17 protein-coding genes are annotated in these 18,784 nt (G+C 59.5%); 7 read left to right on the forward strand and 10 right to left on the reverse strand.

The features are described from left to right. Positions 1-364: 364 nt before the first annotated feature. Positions 365-1,492 carry a hypothetical protein gene (locus tag KVG95_RS06965; protein WP_217855184.1) on the reverse strand — a complete coding sequence of 376 codons (1,128 nt, stop codon included), beginning with the start codon at positions 1,490-1,492 and terminating at the stop codon, positions 365-367. Between the two features lie 109 nt (positions 1,493-1,601). After that, positions 1,602-1,880 carry a hypothetical protein gene (locus KVG95_RS06970; protein ID WP_052962869.1) on the reverse strand — a complete coding sequence of 93 codons (279 nt, stop codon included), beginning with the start codon at positions 1,878-1,880 and terminating at the stop codon, positions 1,602-1,604. 308 nt (positions 1,881-2,188) lie between these two features. Between KVG95_RS06970 and KVG95_RS06975 the strand changes: the two genes are divergently transcribed. The 4 genes from KVG95_RS06975 to KVG95_RS06990 all read left to right on the forward strand — a co-directional run bounded on the left by KVG95_RS06975 (position 2,189) and on the right by KVG95_RS06990 (position 6,965). Further along, entirely contained in the window at positions 2,189-2,692 is a 504-nt protein-coding gene (locus KVG95_RS06975) for a polysaccharide deacetylase (protein WP_217855186.1), read from the forward strand. A 275-nt stretch (positions 2,693-2,967) separates the two neighbouring features. Further along, positions 2,968-4,902 (forward strand): RecQ family ATP-dependent DNA helicase, encoded by a 1,935-nt coding sequence (locus tag KVG95_RS06980; protein ID WP_217855194.1) that lies wholly within the window; start codon positions 2,968-2,970, stop codon positions 4,900-4,902. A 228-nt stretch (positions 4,903-5,130) separates the two neighbouring features. Beyond that, positions 5,131-6,357 (forward strand): 3-hydroxyacyl-CoA dehydrogenase, encoded by a 1,227-nt coding sequence (locus tag KVG95_RS06985; RefSeq protein ID WP_217855196.1) that lies wholly within the window; start codon positions 5,131-5,133, stop codon positions 6,355-6,357. Positions 6,358-6,533: 176 nt separating this feature from the next. Further along, on the forward strand, positions 6,534-6,965 hold the full coding sequence (locus KVG95_RS06990) for an acyl-CoA thioesterase (RefSeq protein ID WP_217855198.1): 432 nt from the start codon (positions 6,534-6,536) through the stop codon (positions 6,963-6,965). Positions 6,966-7,036: 71 nt separating this feature from the next. On the opposite strand, the gene KVG95_RS06995 is transcribed toward KVG95_RS06990, so the two are convergent. The 4 genes from KVG95_RS06995 to KVG95_RS07010 all read right to left on the reverse strand — a co-directional run bounded on the left by KVG95_RS06995 (position 7,037) and on the right by KVG95_RS07010 (position 12,040). Further along, positions 7,037-7,519 (reverse strand): glycine zipper domain-containing protein, encoded by a 483-nt coding sequence (locus KVG95_RS06995; RefSeq protein ID WP_123721694.1) that lies wholly within the window; start codon positions 7,517-7,519, stop codon positions 7,037-7,039. Positions 7,520-7,874: 355 nt separating this feature from the next. Then, entirely contained in the window at positions 7,875-10,223 is a 2,349-nt protein-coding gene (locus KVG95_RS07000) for an FdhF/YdeP family oxidoreductase (protein ID WP_217855200.1), read from the reverse strand. Further along, the gene (gene fdhD, locus KVG95_RS07005; RefSeq protein ID WP_217855203.1) at positions 10,220-11,059 is read right to left on the reverse strand and encodes a formate dehydrogenase accessory sulfurtransferase FdhD; all 840 of its coding nucleotides are present in this window, start codon (positions 11,057-11,059) and stop codon (positions 10,220-10,222) included. The genes KVG95_RS07000 and fdhD overlap by 4 nt, the downstream gene beginning before the upstream one ends. 93 nt (positions 11,060-11,152) lie before the next feature. Further along, complete coding sequence (locus tag KVG95_RS07010) at positions 11,153-12,040, reverse strand: LysR family transcriptional regulator (protein ID WP_217855205.1); 888 nt, start codon at positions 12,038-12,040, stop codon at positions 11,153-11,155. Between the two features lie 137 nt (positions 12,041-12,177). Here KVG95_RS07010 and lysM point away from each other — a divergent pair, with 137 nt between their 5' ends. Then, positions 12,178-12,618 (forward strand): peptidoglycan-binding protein LysM, encoded by a 441-nt coding sequence (gene lysM, locus KVG95_RS07015; RefSeq protein WP_038978513.1) that lies wholly within the window; start codon positions 12,178-12,180, stop codon positions 12,616-12,618. A 119-nt stretch (positions 12,619-12,737) separates the two neighbouring features. Here the strand turns inward: lysM and yrfG are convergent, their stop codons facing one another. After that, complete coding sequence (gene yrfG, locus KVG95_RS07020) at positions 12,738-13,400, reverse strand: GMP/IMP nucleotidase (RefSeq protein WP_030129609.1); 663 nt, start codon at positions 13,398-13,400, stop codon at positions 12,738-12,740. Positions 13,401-13,490: 90 nt separating this feature from the next. Here yrfG and nudE point away from each other — a divergent pair, with 90 nt between their 5' ends. After that, complete coding sequence (gene nudE / locus KVG95_RS07025; protein ID WP_038978515.1) at positions 13,491-14,057, forward strand: ADP compounds hydrolase NudE; 567 nt, start codon at positions 13,491-13,493, stop codon at positions 14,055-14,057. Then, positions 14,054-14,887 carry a 3'(2'),5'-bisphosphate nucleotidase CysQ gene (gene cysQ, locus KVG95_RS07030; protein WP_217855207.1) on the forward strand — a complete coding sequence of 278 codons (834 nt, stop codon included), beginning with the start codon at positions 14,054-14,056 and terminating at the stop codon, positions 14,885-14,887. The genes nudE and cysQ overlap by 4 nt, the downstream gene beginning before the upstream one ends. A 157-nt stretch (positions 14,888-15,044) precedes the next feature. Here the strand turns inward: cysQ and KVG95_RS07035 are convergent, their stop codons facing one another. From KVG95_RS07035 to KVG95_RS07045, 3 genes are read right to left on the reverse strand one after another with little or no spacing between them, the layout of a single operon-like run. After that, positions 15,045-15,500, reverse strand: coding sequence for a thioesterase domain-containing protein (locus tag KVG95_RS07035; protein ID WP_217855209.1), 456 nt, complete (start codon positions 15,498-15,500; stop codon positions 15,045-15,047). A 40-nt stretch (positions 15,501-15,540) separates the two neighbouring features. Further along, complete coding sequence (locus KVG95_RS07040; protein ID WP_217855211.1) at positions 15,541-16,935, reverse strand: sigma-54-dependent transcriptional regulator; 1,395 nt, start codon at positions 16,933-16,935, stop codon at positions 15,541-15,543. Next, positions 16,932-18,740, reverse strand: coding sequence for a sensor histidine kinase (locus tag KVG95_RS07045; protein WP_217855213.1), 1,809 nt, complete (start codon positions 18,738-18,740; stop codon positions 16,932-16,934). Before KVG95_RS07045 ends, KVG95_RS07040 begins: the two co-directional genes overlap by 4 nt. Positions 18,741-18,784: the final 44 nt, after the last annotated feature.

Raw genomic sequence — 18,784 nt, forward strand, 5'->3', positions numbered from 1 at the left:
GAAGGAACCGCCGCCATCGTGACCAAGCGATGGGAGGCGGACTGTGTTCGGGTTGGTCAACCGGTGAGATCACACGCAAACCCGGCACGTCCGAAGACGTCCCAAACACAGCCGCCATAAAGCATGCTGACGCAAAAGCGCCGGCAGCATACAACGGGTGCGTGCGTAGATCTAATTCGGGTGACCAAGCCCGAGTCGTTGATTTGGCAGCGACAGTCACGACTATAGGTGCGAGCACCGGGCAGCGATAGACGACAAGGAGTCCCCGCTTGTAGGAACCGGATGAGCCTTGGCTAGGCCGTTTCTATAGGAATTTTCCGCGACGCAATTTCTCGTATTTTTCCGCCATCCCGCGCCCATCACCTCAACAAATATGCTGATACGCCGCAACATCCAGCACGCTAGTCGTCAGCCCAGTCGCCGGCGTATAGATCGTGCCTTTCACCGCCGAGAAGTTGACCCCTTGGCTGCCCAGCGAAACATAGCGTTCGCCTTGATCCAGCTCGGTGAAGTAGGTGTAAGAGTATTTGTGCATCAGCCGGTACATCGCTTCGTTGTCGACCATGGCTTTGCCGAGGTTCTCCAGATCGGCATGGGTCAGGTTCAACGACTTGTCCAGTTGCACGCCCCAACGCTGGAGGCAGACTTCGGCGAAGTGGCGGACGAACCGGCCGGGCTCGGCCAGGGTTTTCGGGCCGTTGACACCGTCGGGGGAGGCATTGCCGGCCACGGTGGCGTGACGGCCGGGTATGGGGTAAATGTGGGTTTTGGTGCCGGTGGCGGTTTGCGGAATAACGCAGCTGAAACCTTTCGAGCGTTCGTCCCGGGCATAGAAACCTACATACTCTTTGACGTTGGCGTCGAGTTTGACTTTGTCATCCTGAAAGTTGCCAATACCCGGCACCGGGTCAATTGCAAAGATATTAACCGGGATGTCTTTAAGTTCGCTGTCCTTGAACATGGCGTTGGCCAGCATGTGGCAACTAATGCCGCCGCGGCTCCAGCCCACCAGGTTTACTTGGGTGGGAATAACACCGTCCTTGCGGAAGGTTTTGATGATCTGTTCTTGTAACGCCTGCTGGGTCACGCTGCGATCGCCATAGTTGTATTTGCGCCAGAACCACGAGCCTTCAACTTTTACGTCTTCGATTGGAATACCGGCCGCTTTGAGGCGGTTGTATTCCTCTTCGGTCAGTTGCTCGCGCTGCCAGTCACACTGGCCTTTGATGATGTTGATTGCGTGCTGGACGTTTTGCTCCCAGCCTTTGCCGAACAGTGTGCCGCTGAGACCGTACTCCTCGGACTTGGTAAAGAGATCGTCGGCTTGCAAGTTACCGCTGCCGGGGCCGTCGACCACGATCCATTCGGCGAACTCCCTGCCGAGATGGTGAGATGCGAGTGTCGATACCAGTTCCCCATCCCAGTAATTTGCATTGGTGTCGTCGAATTTAGTTGAGCCAGTGCCGCAGAAGAAAATAGTTAGTACAGTCATTTGTGTTGCTCTTGTTTAATGTAAGAGCTGGCACGTTAGTTTTTGTTGTTTGAATAGTGAAGTGATTAGTTGTTGCTGGTTTTGTAAGGTGTGTCAGTTGTTTGTGTTTTTATTTAATTCGCTGTTTGGCGATTTCAAGAAGTTCGCAGCCATCTTGGGTCAGCAAGTAAAGTGCGTTGACGATATTGGGTATGTCTTTCACGTCGGCTTGTTTGAAGCACAGGCAATAGAGCGTTTCGAGCAGATCGCTGGCGGCGCGGATGCGTTGCAGGGAGGCGTCGAGAATCTCGTGAGGATTGGCTTCGGTGTCGATGACCAACACGGGGGTATCGCTGTAGCTGGTTTTGAGCGGGTGATAGCGGTCTGTTAACGAGTGGAACGTGTTCATCGAGGTCAGTCCTGTGGGAAGTCGGGCAGTCCGCCGGCAGGCCGACACAATGTTTTCAGCCGCGACGAAAACTATAGAGGGCCGTGGCGAGGCGTCGCAAGGTGGCGCAAATGGACAGATTTTGTAGGTTGTTTACCGGCGCTATCGGCCTTTACCTACGCATACTCCAACTATTTTTTAAGCTTTTCCCTTAGAGGTCGATATTCCTACGGGCTTGTCAGGCTTAGCGCATCAAAGCTCTGCATGGTGCGCGCCAGAATTTGTAGGACGTTTCGAAGCGTCTGGTCGACTCTTAAAGGGAATTAGGTATGCAATGGCTACGTATGGCCGCGATTTTGTTGTTCTGGGCTGGTGTTTGTCGGATGACGGGCGCTGCCGACGGGGAGCATTCGCTGATCCTTGCCAACATGGACCGCAACGGTTGGCCACAGGCGCTGACTACTCAGGCAGACGTCGACACCGCGTCCCGCGCCGAGGTGTTGATGGTGGGCAAGGCGCTGTTGGCCAGCGAAGCGCTGGATGAACAGGGTCTGAAACAGCGACTGGGTGTGCAGGCTGTGAAGCTCAAATCGGTCAGGCAGGTGCGTGACGGGTTGTGGGGGCGGTTGCTGATTACCTACCGCAACGCCAGCCAGAACTGTGACGGTGAACCCTTTTGCCCCCGTGTGCGAAGTGTCGAGGATTTGCGTCAGTTGGCGGCGGCGTTCACTGGCGAGATCAGCCCGGCTTTTGCGGTTTGGGCGAGCAAGAGCCAGGTGTTTCATGAGCAGGCGCTGGATGAGCAGTTGCGGGTGGCGGTGTTGGTGCCCTGATTTTTTATTGATGTTTTTTGGGTGATATTGCTGGCCTCTTCGCGAGCAAGCCCGCTCCCACAGTTGACCGCGTTCTTACGTAGGAACTCGGTCTAATGTGGGAGCGGGCTTGCTCGCGAAAGCGATCTGCCAGCCGCTCCATTCCCTACGCCTTGCAGTCTCCCCGACCTATCCGCTGTATCATCCCGTATCGTTTTTGCCCCCGACCTTTTCTCGACTCGCTGCGTTCGCCGGCTAGGCTTTGGGCTTCGCAGCGGTCAACGGAGTGACAGCTTATGCACAACACCCTGGAACAGGTTTTCGGTTATCCACAGTTTCGGCCTGGCCAGGAGGCGGCGGTCAGTGCTGTGTTGGCCGGGCGCTCGGCGGCGGCGATTTTCCCGACCGGTTCGGGCAAGTCTCTTTGCTATCAATTGCCGGCCTTGTTGCTGCCGCACCTGACATTGGTGGTCTCGCCTTTGCTGGCGTTGATGCAGGATCAATTGGCGTTCTTGCAGCGCCACGGCATTGCGGCGGGCAGTATCGATTCGGCCCAGAGCCGCGATGACGCCAGCGATGTGATGGCCCGGGCAAAGTCCGGGGAATTGAAGATTCTGATGATTTCCGTGGAGCGTCTGAAGAACGAGCGCTTCCGCCATTTTTTGCAGCAGGTGCCGATCTCGCTGCTGGTGGTGGACGAGGCCCACTGCATTTCTGAATGGGGTCACAACTTCCGCCCCGACTACCTCAAGCTGCCGGACTATCAGCGCCAGTTCAACATCTCTCAGGCCTTGCTGCTGACCGCCACCGCGACACCCAAGGTGATCGCTGACATGGAGGCCAAATTCGGCATCGCCCCTGAGGATGTGGTGACCACCGGTTTCTACCGACCCAACCTCAACCTGTTGGTGGAACCGGTACGCGGCCAGGACAAGCGACGACGCCTTGTCGAGTGGATGAGCCAACGTCCCGGCCAGCCGAGTATCGTCTACGTCACCTTGCAGAAAACCGCCGAGCACATCGCCGAACATCTGGGCCGCAATGGCATCCAGGCCGAGGCCTATCACGCCGGTTTGCCCCATGAACAGCGGGAAGGAATACAGAAACGGTTTATGGGCGGGCAGTCCAATTGCATTGTCGCCACCATTGCCTTCGGCATGGGCATCGACAAAAGCGATATCCGTAACGTGGTGCATTTCGACCTGCCTAAATCCATCGAAAACTACAGCCAGGAAATCGGCCGCGCCGGGCGTGACGGGCAGCCATCCGATTGCCTGGTGCTGGCCAACCGCGACAGCCTCAACGTGCTGGAGAACTTCGTCTACGGCGACACGCCGGAACGGGACGGCATTCGTTGCGTGCTCGAGGAGTTGCAAGCCGCCGTGCCCGAGGGGCAGTGGGAGTTTCTGCTGGGACCTTTGGCCGATCAGAGCAACATTCGCCAGTTACCGCTCAAGACCTTGCTGGTACAGCTGGAGTTGCGCGGAATAATCGCGCCGCGTTATGCCTATTACGCCGAATACCGCTTCAAGTATTTACAGGAACCCGAAGCATTGCTTGCCCGATTTGAAGGTGAGCGAAAGGACTTCGTCTCGGCGATCATCCAGACCTCCAGCCGCGCACGGACCTGGGCCACGGTGAATTTCGATGCGCTGTATGAGCAGTATTCCGCCGAGCGCAGTCGGGTGGTCAAGGCGTTGGATTATTTTCAGGAAAAGGGCTGGGTCGAGGTCGAAAGCAAGCAGATGACCGAAGTCTACAGCCTGCTGGACGCGGACTTTGATTCCCCAACCCTGAGCGCTGAATTGCACGCCTATTTCACCCGACACGAGCGCACCGAGATCGCTCGGATTCACGCCATGCTCGATCTGTTCGCCACTGACCACTGCCTGGGTTACCGCCTGGCCGAGTACTTCGGCGACGATAACGCGCCCCGGCAGTGTGGGCATTGCTCGGTGTGTCACGGTCAGGTGGCGCGATTGCCGGCACCGCCGGAATTGCCAGCGCTTGTGGATAAAAATTTCGAGGCGTTGTGTGGTGATTTTATCCACAGGCACGAGCAGCACACGGGCAACATCCCTTCGGCTGAGCGCGTAACAAGATTTCTATGTGGGATCAGTGTACCGCTGTTTACCAAGCTCAAGGCTCGGGCGATTCCGGGGTTTGCGGCGTTGGAGGATTATCCGTATGGCGACGTGCGCGACTGGGCTAAAGCGCACCTGCCAAGCTGAAACACCGTCAATGTGGGAGCGGGCTTGCTCGCGAAGGGGCCATCAGATTCAACATTGATGTTGCCTGACACACCGCTTTCGCGAGCAAGCCCGCTCCCACAGGGATATCGATGTTCTTGAACGCACATCCATCCCCTGAATGTCGCTCATCACAGGAATAAATTTCAAAAAAGCCCGGCGCCTGACTATGGTGAGGACTGTCTTTGGATCGCTAACAAGAGAACAATCATGAGCCAGACACCGTTTGATATTCAGCGCGCCGCCGTGATCGGCGCGGGCACCATGGGCCGTGGCATTGTCATGTGCCTGGCCAACGCCGGGGTGCCGGTGCAATGGGTCGATAACAATCCGCAGATGCTTGAGCAGGCACTGACCAGCGTGGCTGAGACCTACGCCCACAATGTGCGTCAGGGACGGATCGATCAGGCAGAGGCGGATGCGCGCATTGCACGGGTGACGGCGGCTGCCGATTACGCAACGATCCGCGATGTCGATCTGGTCATCGAAGCGGTCTACGAAAACCTCGAGTTGAAACAGAAAATCTTCCGCGAGCTCGACGGCCTGATGAAACCTGAAGCGATTCTGGCCAGCAACACCTCGGCGCTGGACATCGACGCGATTGCTGCTGCCACTCGCCGTCCGCAACAGGTGCTGGGCCTGCATTTCTTCAGCCCGGCGCACATCATGAAACTGCTGGAGATTGTGCGTGGCGCCCAGACGGCGCCGGCAGTGCTTGATGCGGCGCTGGAGCTGGGCAAGCGCATGGGCAAGGTCAGCGTGGTGTCGGGCAACTGCCATGGTTTTATCGGCAACCGCATGCTGCATCCGTACGTGCTCGAAGCGCGCAAGATGCTGCTGGAGGGTGCATTGCCTTACGAGGTGGATGCGGCGCTGCAAGGTTTTGGTTTCGCCATGGGGCCGTTCCGCATGTACGACGTGGTCGGCATCGATCTGGAGTGGCGCGCTCGGGAGCTGGCTGGCAAGGGTCAGGATGCGCCGGAGGTTCAGGTGGACAACCGCCTGTGCGAGCTCGGGCGTTTCGGTCAGAAGAGTGGCGATGGGTATTACCACTACGAACCGGGCAGTCGCCAGGCTGAGCACGATCTGGAGGTCGATGCGCTGGTGCTGGAAGTCAGCGAAGGGCTGGGGTTCCAACGTCGCGAGATCGGCCCTGAAGAGGTTCTGGAGCGTTGTTTGCTGGCGCTGGTCAACGAAGGGGCGAAGATTCTTCAGGAAGGTATTGCGACGTCGGCGCATGACATCGATCTGGTGTACCTCAATGGTTATGGTTTCCCGGCGGACAAGGGCGGGCCGATGGCCTGGGCGGATCAGCAAGGGTTGGAAGATATTCATCTGCGGTTGTTGCAGCTTGAGACCAAACAGGGTGATCACTGGGCGCCGGCGCGGTTGATTGGAGAGCTGGCGGCAGAGGGTAGAGGCTTTGCTGACGTGTGATTTTATATGGCGTCTGTGAGGGCCCCTTCGCGAGCAAGCCCGCTCCCACACGGGATCTTCATTGAACACAGATTTCGTGTGCGACCAAGATCAACTGTGGGAGCGGGCTTGCTCGCGAAGAACGATAACGCGGTTTTCGCTTTAGACTCGCTGTTCAACCCAAGGAACCGACACTGATGTCCAACCCGATGCCCCAACGCACCGACTACCCGCACTTCCAGCCCATCACCACCCGCTGGCATGACAACGACGCCTACGGTCACATCAACAACGTCACCTACTACAGCTTCTTCGACACAGCGGTGAACACCTACCTGATCGAAGTCGGCGGTCTGGATATCCATGACGGCGAGGTGGTGGGTTTTGTGGTGAGTTCGGCCTGCGACTACTTTGCCTCCATCGCTTTCCCGGACCGGATCGAGATCGGCCTGCGGGTCGGCAAGTTGGGCAACAGTTCGGTGCAATACGAACTGGCGGTATTCAAGGCGGATGAAGAGGAAGCCTGCGCGGCGGGACGCTTCGTACATGTGTTCGTGGATCGGGCATCGAATCAACCGGTGGCGATTCCTGCCGGATTGCGCGGTGCATTGGAGCGGCTAGCGCTTTGAGCGGCAAAAAAAAAATCGCAGCCCGAAGGCTGCGATTTTTTGATCTACCGATAAACGAGGCGATTCAAGCCTCAGTCGCGATAGCGATGTTTATGCTTGCGATGGCCATAGGCATGGCCGCGACCTGGATGGCCGTCACGGTAGTAGCGACGATCGTCACGGTCACGATAGGAACGACGATCATCGTCGCGATCACTCTCTCTGCCCATGTAGTTACCCAGCGCGCCACCAGCGCCGCCGCCTGCTGCAGAGCCGATCAGGCTGCCGGTGGTGCCGCCCATGCTGCGGCCGACCACGTTACCGCCTGCTGCGCCCAACGCACCACCAATGGCGGCTTCGCCACGGCTGCGTTTGTCTGCGCCGACGGCGCTACCACCCGCGCCGCCCAAGGCCGCGCCAATGGTTGAACCTGTATTGCCGCCTAGCGATTGACCGACGACCGAGCCAAGAACCCCGCCCAATGCGCCGCCCACACCCGCTTCGGTGGTGCCGCCTGCAGAAGCGAAGCCACTGACCAGGCCAAGGGACAACAAGAGAATCGAGGAGAACTTCATAGAGGAACCTCAAGGGGATGACGGCGCGATCCTGAGGCTGTGTCATGGTTGTGACAATAGAAATCCGACGAGTAACACGACTTGAGCACAATTCTATAAGTTACTGTTTTTTGGGTGGAACTTAAGTGTTTTTCGCCGGTCTTTAACTACTTCGCAAAGGCCGTTTCCATACAGAAACGGCCTTTTTTGTGGGCGATTGGAAAGTGTTGGTTCCGAAAGATTCGTTGAATGATCCACCGCTTTCGCGAGCAAGCCCGCTCCCACATTGGAACTCAGTCGTACGCAAAATCTGTGTCCGCTGAAGATCAAGTGTGGGAGCGGGCTTGCTCGCGAAGAGGCCAGACCAGTCGCCGCGTCAAGCCGACTTGGCCATGATCAACCCGGTCTCACTCGCCGCCTCCAACCGAATCGCCACAAACTTCGACGTCGGCGTATGGCTGCCATCCCCGGTGCTTTCCAGCGGCACCAGCGGGTTCACTTCCGGATAATAGGCGGCCGCTTGCCCGGCAGGAATATCAAACGCCAGCAGCGTGAAACCCTTCACCCGGCGCTCACGGCTATCATCCCAGATCGAAACGATGTCAGCCTTCTGCCCCGGTTTGAAACCCAGGCGAATGATGTCGGCCTCATTGACGAACAATACATCCCGCTGACCTTTCACCCCGCGATAACGGTCATCAAGACCATAAATCGTGGTGTTGTACTGATCGTGGGAGCGCATCGACTGCATGATCAGGTCCGGCAGCACGCCGGTTGCGCGGGTGCGTTCGTGCACCAGGTCTTTGGGCAGCCTGTTCGCACGGAAGTTGGCCCGACCCGATGGGGTATTCCAGCGACGTGCGCGGGCGCTGTTACCCAGGTGAAAACCACCCGGGTTCTGGATTTTCTCGTTGAAGTCCCGGAAGCCCGGGATGGTGTCGGCGATCAGGTCGCGAATGCGGCGGTAATCGGCCACCAGCCAGTTCCAGTCCACCGGTTTGCTGCCCAGGGTCGCGGCGGCAATGCCGGCGATGATTGCAGGCTCTGAGCGCATCTGGTTCGACAGCGGCTGCAGCTGACCGTTGGAGGCGTGGACCATGCTGAACGAGTCTTCCACGGTCACCGCTTGGGCGCCTTCGGTCTGGATATCGATGTCGGTACGACCCAGGCACGGCAGGATCAGCGCTTCTTTACCGTGGGCCAAATGGCTGCGATTGAGCTTGGTGCTGATTTGCACGGTCAGGTCGCAGTTGGCCAAGGCCTGGAAGGTGCGGGTGCTGTCCGGCGTGGCTTGGGCAAAATTACCGCCCAGACCGATGAAGACTTTTGAGCGACCGTCGGCCATGGCGTGAATCGCCTCGACCACGTTGTGGCCGTTTTCACGCGGCACCTTGAACTGGAAGCGCCGCTCCAGTGAATCGAGGAACGCCACTGGCGGACGTTCGTTGATGCCCATCGTCCGGTCGCCCTGCACGTTACTGTGGCCACGGACCGGGCACAGACCGGCACCCGGCCGGCCGATGTTGCCGCGCAACAGCATGAGGTTGGCGATTTCCTGGATGGTCGGCACCGAATGGCGATGCTGGGTGATGCCCATGGCCCAGCACATGATCACGTTCTTGCCTTTGGCGTACATGCGCGCCGCTTGCTCGATTTCCACCAGCGTCAGGCCGGACTGCTCGACAATCTGCTCCCATGGGGTGTCGTCGATGACGCCCATGTATTCCAGCACGTTGACCGCATGTTCATTGAGGAAGTCGTGATCGAACACCGCCGGGGCACCAGCCTTCTGCGCGTCGCGTTCCCATTGCAGCAGGAATTTCGCCATGCCGCGCAGCACCGCCATGTCGCCGCCCAGCGCAGGACGGAAGTACGCGGTATTGGTCGGCTTATCGCCGTTGGTGAGCATTTCCATCGGATGCTGCGGGTGCTGGAAGCGTTCCAGGCCGCGTTCTTTCAGCGGGTTGACGCACACAACCTGAGCGCCGCGTTTCACCGCTTCGCGCAGGGGTTCGAGCATCCGCGGGTGGTTGGTGCCGGGGTTCTGGCCCCAGACGAAAATCGCATCGGCGTGTTCGAAGTCGTCGAAGGTCACCGTGCCTTTGCCGATGCCGACACTTTGCGCCATGGCCACACCGCTGGCCTCGTGGCACATGTTCGAGCAATCGGGAAAGTTATTGGTGCCGTAGGCACGCACGAACAACTGATAGAGGTACGCCGCTTCGTTGCTGGCGCGGCCCGAAGTGTAAAACTCGGCTTGGTCCGGGCTCGACAGGCCCTGTAAATGTTTACCGATCAGCGCGAAGGCGTCATCCCAGCTGATGGGTTGGTAGCGATCGGTTTCGGCGTTGTAGCTCATCGGCTCGGTCAGGCGGCCCTGATATTCAAGCCAGTAGTCGCTCTGTTCCAGCAGCGAGGTGACGCTATGTTTGGCAAAGAATGCAGCGTCGACACGCCGTTTGGTCGCTTCCCAGTTCACCGCTTTGGCGCCGTTCTCGCAGAACATCACCATGCCCTTTTCCGGAGAATCGCCCCAGGCGCAACCCGGGCAGTCGAAGCCGCCGTTCTGGTTGGTCTTGAGCATTATGCGCAGGTTTTTCAGCGCGTTATCGCTGGTCAACCAGGCTTGGGCGACGCTGATCAGCGCGCCCCAGCCACCGGCTGGGCCTTTGTAGGGTTTGTAGCGGGGGACGGGTTTCTGGTCGGCTTGACGGTGTTGACTCACGCTTGATTCTCCAACGCTGGGCTGTAGACCCGCGGTGCACTTTTCTGCGGCAGGTGGATGAGATTGAGGTTGTGACGACGGGCCCATTGCACGGCAAGGCTCGTGGGCGACGACAGGCTGACCAGTGTCTGGATGCCCGCGCGTAAAACTTTCTGGATCAATTCAAGACTGCAACGACTGGTGACAATCGCCAGGCCGCCAGTGGTCGGGATTTTCTGGCGAATCAACCCGCCGATCAGCTTGTCGAGGGCGTTGTGCCGGCCGATGTCTTCGCGGCCCAACAGTAATTCGCCGTTGCCGTTCATGAACACCGCCGCATGCACTGCGCCGCAATACTGGCCCAACGGCTGGAATTCGCCGATGCGCTGGCGCAGGCCGTCCAGCCATTCAGCCGGGGGCAGCGGGGCGCCGGGCAGTACTTTGAGATCGGGCAGTGCTTGCTCCACCGCTTCCACGCCACAGAGCCCGCAACCGCTGGTGCCGGCCAGTTGCCGACGCTGCTGCTTGAGGTTCCAGAAGGCGCGGTTGGCGATGGTCACTTGCGCGTATTGCGCCGACCCCGAGCCGCTGAGTTGCAAGTCGTAGATATCTGAAGAGTCTTCGATAATGCCGCTGCCAAGGCTAAAGCCGACGATGAAGTCTTCCAGATCCGTCGGCGTCACCAACATGACCGCCTGGCTGATGCCGTTGTAGGCGATTGCCAAGGCGACTTCCTCGGCCAGCGCGGCGCTGGCCGATTCGGTGTATTCAAGGTTGCAGTAACTGTATGTCTGGCTTGCGGTGGGCGCGGGCGTTTCAATAGCAGGCGCCGCGCGGACAGGGCGCTTGGCGTTCATTAGGGTCACCAACGGTTTGGTCAGCTTTAAGACTAGGCGCGTCAACTTGTCGCGTCTAATTGCTATTACTGATCTGCCGATAGATGGCGTCGATCAAGAGCCTGTCATTGATTGTTGATAGATGGCGAAACACGCTTCTGCAAGCGCCGAACGTGGAGCGCTGCGACGCATGATCAGCCCCAGCCGGGCGAGAGTCTGGGCGTTTTCTATGGGCTGCAGGCGCAAGTGATCGGTGAGGTTTTCCAGACCACCTTCCAATGGCATCACGGCGCAGCACAGACCACCGTGTACTGCTTGTAACAGTTGGTGGACGGCATCGGTTTGCAGCAACGGTTGGGGGGCCAAGCCCCGGCTGTGGAAGTTATGGTCGATGGACTGGCGAAAATGCATGCCGCTGGTGAGCATGCCCAGCGGCAGTTCAATCAACGATTTCCAACTTAAGGGCGCGTCGCCGAAACTGAAGAAACGCTGATCGTAGAGCAATCCCATGTGGGTTTCGCGGAAGGCCAGGGAGTCGAAACGCTCGCCGTCCAGGCGTTCCAGATAGGAAACACCGAGGTCGAGGCGATTGTTCGCCAGTTGTTCGAGGATCTGTTCGGAACTCAGTGCCGAAAGTTCGAAGCGCAGGTTCGGGTGTTCGGCGTGCAGGCGTTGCATCAGCGGTACCGGGTCGAAACTCGACAGCGGCACCACACCCAGACGTAACGTACCCACGAGGTTACCGCGACAGGCTGCAGCTTCGGCCTGCAAACCGTCATAGGCCGCGAGCACCGTACGCGCCCACGCCAGCACACGCTCACCCGGCGCAGTGAAACCTTCGAAGCGTTGGCCACGGTTGACCAGCGGCAGATCGAGCTCTTCTTCGAGGCTGCGCAGGCGCATGGACAGGGTTGGCTGGGTGATGTGGCAACGCGCGGCGGCCTGGCCGAAATGCCGGGTTTCGTCGAGAGCGATGAGGAATTTGAGCTGCTTGATGTCCATCTTCGCTCCAGGGCGCGGGCAAGGTTTGCGATTCTACCGCCTGCGCGGGGTTGGGTCATTGGTCGGCTGGGAACCGGGCTGCGCAAGGCTGGTCTAGTCTTTGGCGTCTGGAACCTAAACCCCAAGGAGAGTGCACCATGAGTATTTTTAGCTTTGTGAAAGAAGCAGGCGAAAAACTTATCGATCTGCTGACACCTGGCAATGCGAATGCCAGCGAACAGTTGAAGGAACACATCAGCAAGGTCGGCCTGGGTAATCCGAATGTTCAGGCGACAATCGAGGGTGATAAAGTCATCGTTACCGGTGAAGTGGCGAGTCAGGAAGAGAAGGAAAAGATTCTGCTGGCCGTGGGCAATATCGCCGGTGTCGGCAGTGTGGATGACCAGATCACCGTAACAGGTCCGGTTGCTCAGGCGGCGCGGTTCGTCACCGTTAAAAAGGGCGACACCCTCAGCGCGATTTCCAAGGCCGAATACGGCGACGCGAACAAGTACAACAAAATCTTCGAGGCCAACAAACCAATGCTTTCGCACCCGGACAAGATCTATCCGGGGCAGGTGTTGCGGATTCCTGAATAAGGCTTGAGATCGCTATCGCGGGCAAGCCACGCTCCCACAGGAATTGTGTCGTTCACGAAGGATGCGAACGACACAGATCCTGTGGGAGCGTGGCTTGCCCGCGATACAAGCGACTCGGTCTAAAGCCCGGCAATCAACTCCCGATAATCCCCCACCGCCGCAAACTCGGCCGTGTCCTTCGGCCCTTTGCGGCTGTCCGGCTCGCTCACGGCCAGCAGATGCGCCACGCCAAAATTGCGCGCACTGCGCAGAATAGGCAGCGTATCGTCGATAAACAGACTGCGCGTCGGGTCGAAGCCGATGTCGGCCTGCAAGGCATCCCAGAACTGCGGGTTTTCCTTGGGGAAACCGTAATCGTGAGAGCTGATCAAACGCTCGAAATACGGCGCCAGTTCAATTCGTTCCAGCTTCAATGACAGCGAGTCGCGGTGGGCATTGGTGATCAGTACCACGCGTTTGCCGGCCCGTTTGATCGCTGCCAGAAAAGTGTCCGCATCCGGTCGCAGGGCGATCAAGTGCGCGGTTTCCAGTTTCAGTTCGCGCACCGACAGCTTCAGCTCGGCGCTCCAGAAGTCCAGGCAGTACCACTGCAACTGACCGGCATTGCGTTCGAACAACGGCTGCAGTTCCAGCTCCGCCATGGCCCGGCTCACCCCATGCAGCTCGGCATAACGCTGGGGCAGGTGCTCCATCCAGAAATGGTTGTCGTAGTGCAGGTCCAGCAACGTGCCGTCCATATCCAGCAAAACGGTATCGATGTCGCGCCAGGGCAGCAGGGACATAAAAAACTTCTCCAGCGGTAAAAAAGATATCCGAGATAAACAATCAGGATAGGCCGGGTATAGTAACGCGTTCACGCCAAGGAGCTTCCCATGCGCCAGAAACCCACCGTACTCGCCCGCGAGATCGTCGCCACCAGCCGTTTGTTCTGCGTCGAAGAGCTGAAGTTGCGCTTTTCCAATGGCGTGGAGCGTACTTACGAGCGCTTGGTCGGCAAAGGCACCGGTCATGGCGCGGTGATGATCGTGGCGATGCTCGACGCGGACCACGCGGTGTTGGTGGAGGAATACTGCGGTGGCACCGATGCCTATGAACTGTCCTTGCCCAAAGGCTTGATCGAGCCGGGCGAAGACGTGTTGGCGGCGGCCGAACGGGAGCTCATGGAAGAGGCCGGGTATGGCGCGCGGCAGCTGGAACATCTGACCGAGTTGTCTTTGTCGCCCGGCTACATGAGCCAGAAGATCCAGGTGGTGCTGGCCACCGACCTGTACGAAGAGCGCCTGGAGGGTGACGAGCCCGAGCCGATGGGGGTGGACAAGATCAACCTGCGTGAATTGTCGGCCCTGGCGCAGAACCCGCGATTCACCGAGGGCCGTGCCTTGGCGGCGCTGTATCTGGCCCGTGACTTGCTGACTCAACGTGGGGTGTTTTTGCCGTGAACTTGAATTTTCCCCATCCGTTGATGGCGCCAGTCGTTGAACTGGCTTTGAAGGCTGGCAAGGCGATCCTGCCGTTCTGGCGCGTCAACGTTGCCGTGACTGCAAAGTCCGATGATTCCCCGGTCACCGCCGCCGATATGGCCGCTCATCATCTGATTCTGGCCGGGCTGACGGCGCTGGATCCGAGCATTCCGGTGCTGTCCGAAGAGGACGCCAATATCCCCCAGAGCGTGCGCGCCGGCTGGCAGCGCTGGTGGCTGGTCGATCCGTTGGACGGGACCAAGGAGTTTATTTCCGGCAGCGAAGAGTTCACCGTCAACATCGCGTTGATCGAGCAGGGGCGGGTGGTGTTTGGCGTGGTGTCGATGCCGACCAACGGGCGCTTTTATGTCGGCGGTGCCGGGTTGGGTGCCTGGCGTGGCGATAAAGACGCCGAGCCGTTGCCGATTCAGGTTCGCGAAATTCCGGCTACGGGTGAAGCCTTCACGGTGGTCGCCAGTCGTCGGCATTCGAGCCCTGAGCAGGAGCGCTTACTCGCGGGGTTGAGCGACAGTCTGGGTGAGTTGCAACTGGCCAATATTGGCAGTTCGCTGAAGTTTTGCCTGCTGGCAGAAGGGGCGGCGGATTGTTATCCGCGGTTGGCGCCGACGTCTCAGTGGGACACGGCTGCGGCTCAAGGCGTGCTGGAAGGCGCGGGGGGGGAGGTGCTGGATTTGAGCGGTGAGCCGTTCTGCTATCCGGCGCGGGAATCGTTGTTGAATGAATTCTTTTTGGCGCTGCCGGCTAAGGCGGCATGGCGGGAAAAGCTGCTGAAACTCGCACGCTCGTGACCGTAGCAAGAGAGGCTTTGCCAAAATTCCTGCCAGTTATGCAAAATCCTCGTGGGAGCGAGCCTGCTCGCGATGACGGTCGAACATTCAATGATGTTGACTGATAAATCGCTATCGCGAGCAGGCTCGCTCCCACAGGTTTTGTGGCGGCTGAGGTTTAGCGGTGAAGAACGTACTGCCCGGTAAACTTCACCGCATCCTCTTCACTCCCGGTATTCACAATCTGCGAATGCAGCGTCAACCGCGCCCGTCCATACCGCTCATACATCGCCAGAAACTTCTTCCACACCGCCGCACTCGGTGCCTGGCAAATCGCCGTCGCGTCCATGGTGACCGGCAGCGGGTAGCTGATCTGCCCTTCCTGAATCACGATATGCCCGTCATCGATGCCTTCTTCGCGCAAACGCAAATGCAACCAGCCCCATCCGGCCAGCACCGCGCCGCAATACAGGCTGCCACCGAACATGGTGCTCTTGTGATTGACGTTGGCCTCCAACGGCAGATGCAGGCGCAGTTGATGGTCTTGCCAGTCGAGCACTTTGAGGCCCATGTCCCGCGTGAGAGGGATGTCGTGGTGGAGGATCGATTCCAGGTGACGACAGTCGCGGTTCATTCAAAGGCCTCTTGTTTGAAGATGATGATTTGGCGGTAGCTCAATCGATATCGTCGGTGGGGTTGCCGGCACCGCTATCGGCGAAGTTCAGACCATGCTTGCGCAGTTTGTCATGCAAGGTTTTGCGCGGAATGCCAAGCGCTTCGGCGAGGCTGCGTACGGAGCTGTGCGAGCGTGCCAGTTCGGCGGCAATCAGGCTCTTTTCGAAGTTCTCTACTTGCTCGCTCAAACCGCCGCTGACCACTTCGATCATGGTGCCGACGCCGCCATCCGGCGCACTGTTGTCCAGCGCCAGTTCAAGACCGAGGGCAAAACGTTCGGCGGCGTTCTGCAGTTCGCGCACATTGCCTGGCCAGGTATGGCGTAACAGCAGCGCCCGGTGCCCCGGTTGCAATTCGTGGGGCGGCAAACCGTGGCGGGCGCTGGCTTCATCGGCGAAATGCTGGAACAGCATCAGCGCATCTTCGCCCCGCTCGCGCAGCGGTGGAATGCGCAGCGGCGCGACGTTCAAACGGTAATACAAGTCGGCACGGAAGCGCCCCTGATCGGCGGATTGACGCAGGTCTTCCTTGGTCGCGGCGATGATGCGGATGTCCAGCGGGATCAGCTGGTTGCCGCCCAAGCGCTCAACCACCCGCTCTTGCAGCAAGCGCAGCAATTTCACCTGCACGTCGAGGCTCATGCTTTCGATTTCATCGAGGAACAACGTGCCGCCGTTGGCGAATTCGAACTTGCCGATGCGACGCTTCTGCGCGCCGGTAAACGCACCAGGTTCGTGACCGAACAGCTCGCTTTCCACCACCGACTCAGCCAGGGCCCCGGCGTTGATCGCCACGAACGGGCCGTTGCGCCGACTCGACAGGTCGTGCAGCGCGCGGGCCACTACTTCTTTACCCGCACCGGTTTCGCCAAGGATCAGCACGTCGGCCTTGGTCGCCGCCAATGCACCGATCTGCTCACGCAGGCGCAGCATCGGCGCCGATTGCCCGACCAGTCGAGCGCTGAGTTCGTTGCGATCGCTCAGGGCCAGGCGCAGGCTGCGGTTGTCCAGCACCAATCGGCGCAGGTCCAGGGCACGATGTACGCTGTCGAGCAGGGCGTCGCTGGCGAAAGGCTTTTCCAGAAAGTCATAGGCCCCGGCGCGCATGGCTTGTACCGCCAGCGGCACATCGCCGTGGCCGGTGATCAGCAGCACTGGCAGTTCCGGGTCCTGGGCGTGGAGTTCGGTCAGCAGTTCGAGACCGTCCATGCCCGGCATGCGGATGTCGCTGACCACCACGCCCGGCCAGTCGCGTTCCAGTTGCCCGGCCAGGCCTTTGGCTTCAGCGAGCGGCAGGATTTTCAGGCCGGCCAGGTCCAGGGTCTGGCTCAAGGCTTGGCGCAGATGGGGATCGTCGTCGATCAACACGACCTGGATGCGGTTGTCGATGGTCATGCACTTCGGTCCTCGGACGGTTGCAGGCTCACGCCCGGTGCGCCTGCGCGCAGTTTCAGGGTAATCAGGGCGCCACCTTCCTTATGGTTGGAGAACGACAGTTCACCACCGAAGGCGCGCATCAGGGTGTCGCAGATCGCCAGCCCCAGCCCAAGCCCCTGAGTGCGGGTCTTGGTGGTGTAGAACGGCTCGCCGGCACGACCCAACGCTTCCAGGCAAAACCCGGGGCCGTTGTCGCGAATGTACAGATTGACGCCGTCGGCGGTGGATTCGGCACTCAACCAGAGTTTACGCGGCGGGCCTTTTTCCGTCAGGGCATCGAGGGCATTGGCCAGCAGATTACCGAGTACCTGGCGCAGGCGGGTTTCCCCAGCCTCGACCCACAGGGTGGCGGCTGGCAGGTCACGGATCAGCTCGACTTCCATGCTGCGTCGACGCTTGGCCAGTAACGCCAGCGCGTCGTCCAGCGCCGGTTGCAGAGCAACGCTTTCCGGGGCGTGGCGATCACGCCGAGCGAAGGCGCGCAGGTGGGCGATGATCGAGGCCATACGCCCGGTCAATTCACTGATCAGCTTGAGGTTGCCGCGAGCATCCTCGGTGCGCTGATGATCGAGCAGCACTTCGGCGTTTTCCGCGTAGCTGCGGATCGCTGCCAGCGGTTGGTTGAGTTCATGGCTGATGCTCGCCGACATCGTCCCCAGCGCCGAGAGCTTGCCGGCCTGCACCAGGTCATCCTGCGCGCGCACCAGTTCCTGCTGAGCGTGTTCGCGCTCCAGCACTTCCTGCTTCAGTCGACGGTTGAGGCCTTCGAGGTCGCTGGTCCGTTCGGCGACCCGGCCTTCCAGTTCCTGGCGGGCCTTGCCTTCGAAGGCGATCCGATCCAGGTAATGGCGCCGGCGTTGCATCATCAGGCCGAGCAGCAGCATCAATACCAGAAGCGTTGCGCCACCGATGGCCACGACCGTGCGCACCGGGCGGTCGATCAGGGTACGCGGTGCAAGGATACTGACACTCCAGCCGGTTTCTTCGATCTGCCGGGTTTGGGTCAGCCAGGCGTTGGCGTCGAGGTTCAACGGCTTGGGATCGCGGGTCGGGTAGGGTTGAATCGCAGTAATGGCCTCGCGCTCTGCGTCGCTCAATGGGCGTGTCGAGCGAAAACGCCACTCTGGCCGCGACGTGAGGATGACCACGCCATTGTGGTCGGTCACCAACAGTTGTTCAGGGGTTTTGCCCCAGAGGCTTTCGGTGTGGTCGAGGTCGACCTTGATCACCAGCACGCCGATGATTTTTTCGCGATCACGTATTGCCGCCGCAAAGAAGTAGCCGCGTTTGGCCGAGGTGGTGCCCAGGCCGAAGAAGCGTCCCAAACGACCGTCCATGGCCTCGCTGAAATAAGGACGGAAAGCGAAATTTCGGCCAACGAAGCTGTCGTGTTTGTCCCAATTGGAGGCCGCCAGCGTCTTGCCGGTGGTGTCCATCAGGTACATGACTTCGGCACCGGTCTGGGCGCTGATGTTTTTCAGCAGGCGATTGGCATTGCCTTGAACCACGCCCTCGTCGGGTGCGGACAATGTCGCACGCAGCGCGGGCAGCTCGCCGAGGATCTGTGGCAACACTTCATACCGATGCAGGGTGCCCAGCAGGTTGGCGACGTAGAGGTCGAGGGTCTGACGGTTCTGCCCGGCCAGTTCGCTGCGGTAGTAACGCTCGGCCAGATGCTCCAGCGGCCACAGCAAGGGCGCCAGGCACAGCGCGAGCAACGCCAGGCTGCGCCAGCGAGGTCTGCGGGGAAGGGTCGGAGTCATGAGCATCAAGCGCCTGTGGGTACAGACGCATTATGCCTAGGCTT

Source organism: Pseudomonas farris, assembly GCF_019145235.1.
Taxonomy (GTDB): Bacteria; Pseudomonadota; Gammaproteobacteria; order Pseudomonadales; family Pseudomonadaceae; genus Aquipseudomonas; species Aquipseudomonas farris.

What these genes read in the sequence shown, in the direction of transcription:
- KVG95_RS06965 (WP_217855184.1), bottom strand. Translation starts at nt 1,492, where the DNA reads ATGACTGTACTAACTATTTTCTTCTGCGGCACTGGCTCAACTAAATTC.
- KVG95_RS06970 (WP_052962869.1), bottom strand. Translation starts at nt 1,880, where the DNA reads ATGAACACGTTCCACTCGTTAACAGACCGCTATCACCCGCTCAAAACC.
- KVG95_RS06975 (WP_217855186.1), top strand. Translation starts at nt 2,189, where the DNA reads ATGCAATGGCTACGTATGGCCGCGATTTTGTTGTTCTGGGCTGGTGTT.
- KVG95_RS06980 (WP_217855194.1), top strand. Translation starts at nt 2,968, where the DNA reads ATGCACAACACCCTGGAACAGGTTTTCGGTTATCCACAGTTTCGGCCT.
- KVG95_RS06985 (WP_217855196.1), top strand. Translation starts at nt 5,131, where the DNA reads ATGAGCCAGACACCGTTTGATATTCAGCGCGCCGCCGTGATCGGCGCG.
- KVG95_RS06990 (WP_217855198.1), top strand. Translation starts at nt 6,534, where the DNA reads ATGTCCAACCCGATGCCCCAACGCACCGACTACCCGCACTTCCAGCCC.
- KVG95_RS06995 (WP_123721694.1), bottom strand. Translation starts at nt 7,519, where the DNA reads ATGAAGTTCTCCTCGATTCTCTTGTTGTCCCTTGGCCTGGTCAGTGGC.
- fdhD (WP_217855203.1), bottom strand. Translation starts at nt 11,059, where the DNA reads ATGAACGCCAAGCGCCCTGTCCGCGCGGCGCCTGCTATTGAAACGCCC.
- KVG95_RS07010 (WP_217855205.1), bottom strand. Translation starts at nt 12,040, where the DNA reads ATGGACATCAAGCAGCTCAAATTCCTCATCGCTCTCGACGAAACCCGG.
- lysM (WP_038978513.1), top strand. Translation starts at nt 12,178, where the DNA reads ATGAGTATTTTTAGCTTTGTGAAAGAAGCAGGCGAAAAACTTATCGAT.
- yrfG (WP_030129609.1), bottom strand. Translation starts at nt 13,400, where the DNA reads ATGTCCCTGCTGCCCTGGCGCGACATCGATACCGTTTTGCTGGATATG.
- nudE (WP_038978515.1), top strand. Translation starts at nt 13,491, where the DNA reads ATGCGCCAGAAACCCACCGTACTCGCCCGCGAGATCGTCGCCACCAGC.
- KVG95_RS07035 (WP_217855209.1), bottom strand. Translation starts at nt 15,500, where the DNA reads ATGAACCGCGACTGTCGTCACCTGGAATCGATCCTCCACCACGACATC.
- KVG95_RS07040 (WP_217855211.1), bottom strand. Translation starts at nt 16,935, where the DNA reads ATGACCATCGACAACCGCATCCAGGTCGTGTTGATCGACGACGATCCC.
- KVG95_RS07045 (WP_217855213.1), bottom strand. Translation starts at nt 18,740, where the DNA reads ATGACTCCGACCCTTCCCCGCAGACCTCGCTGGCGCAGCCTGGCGTTG.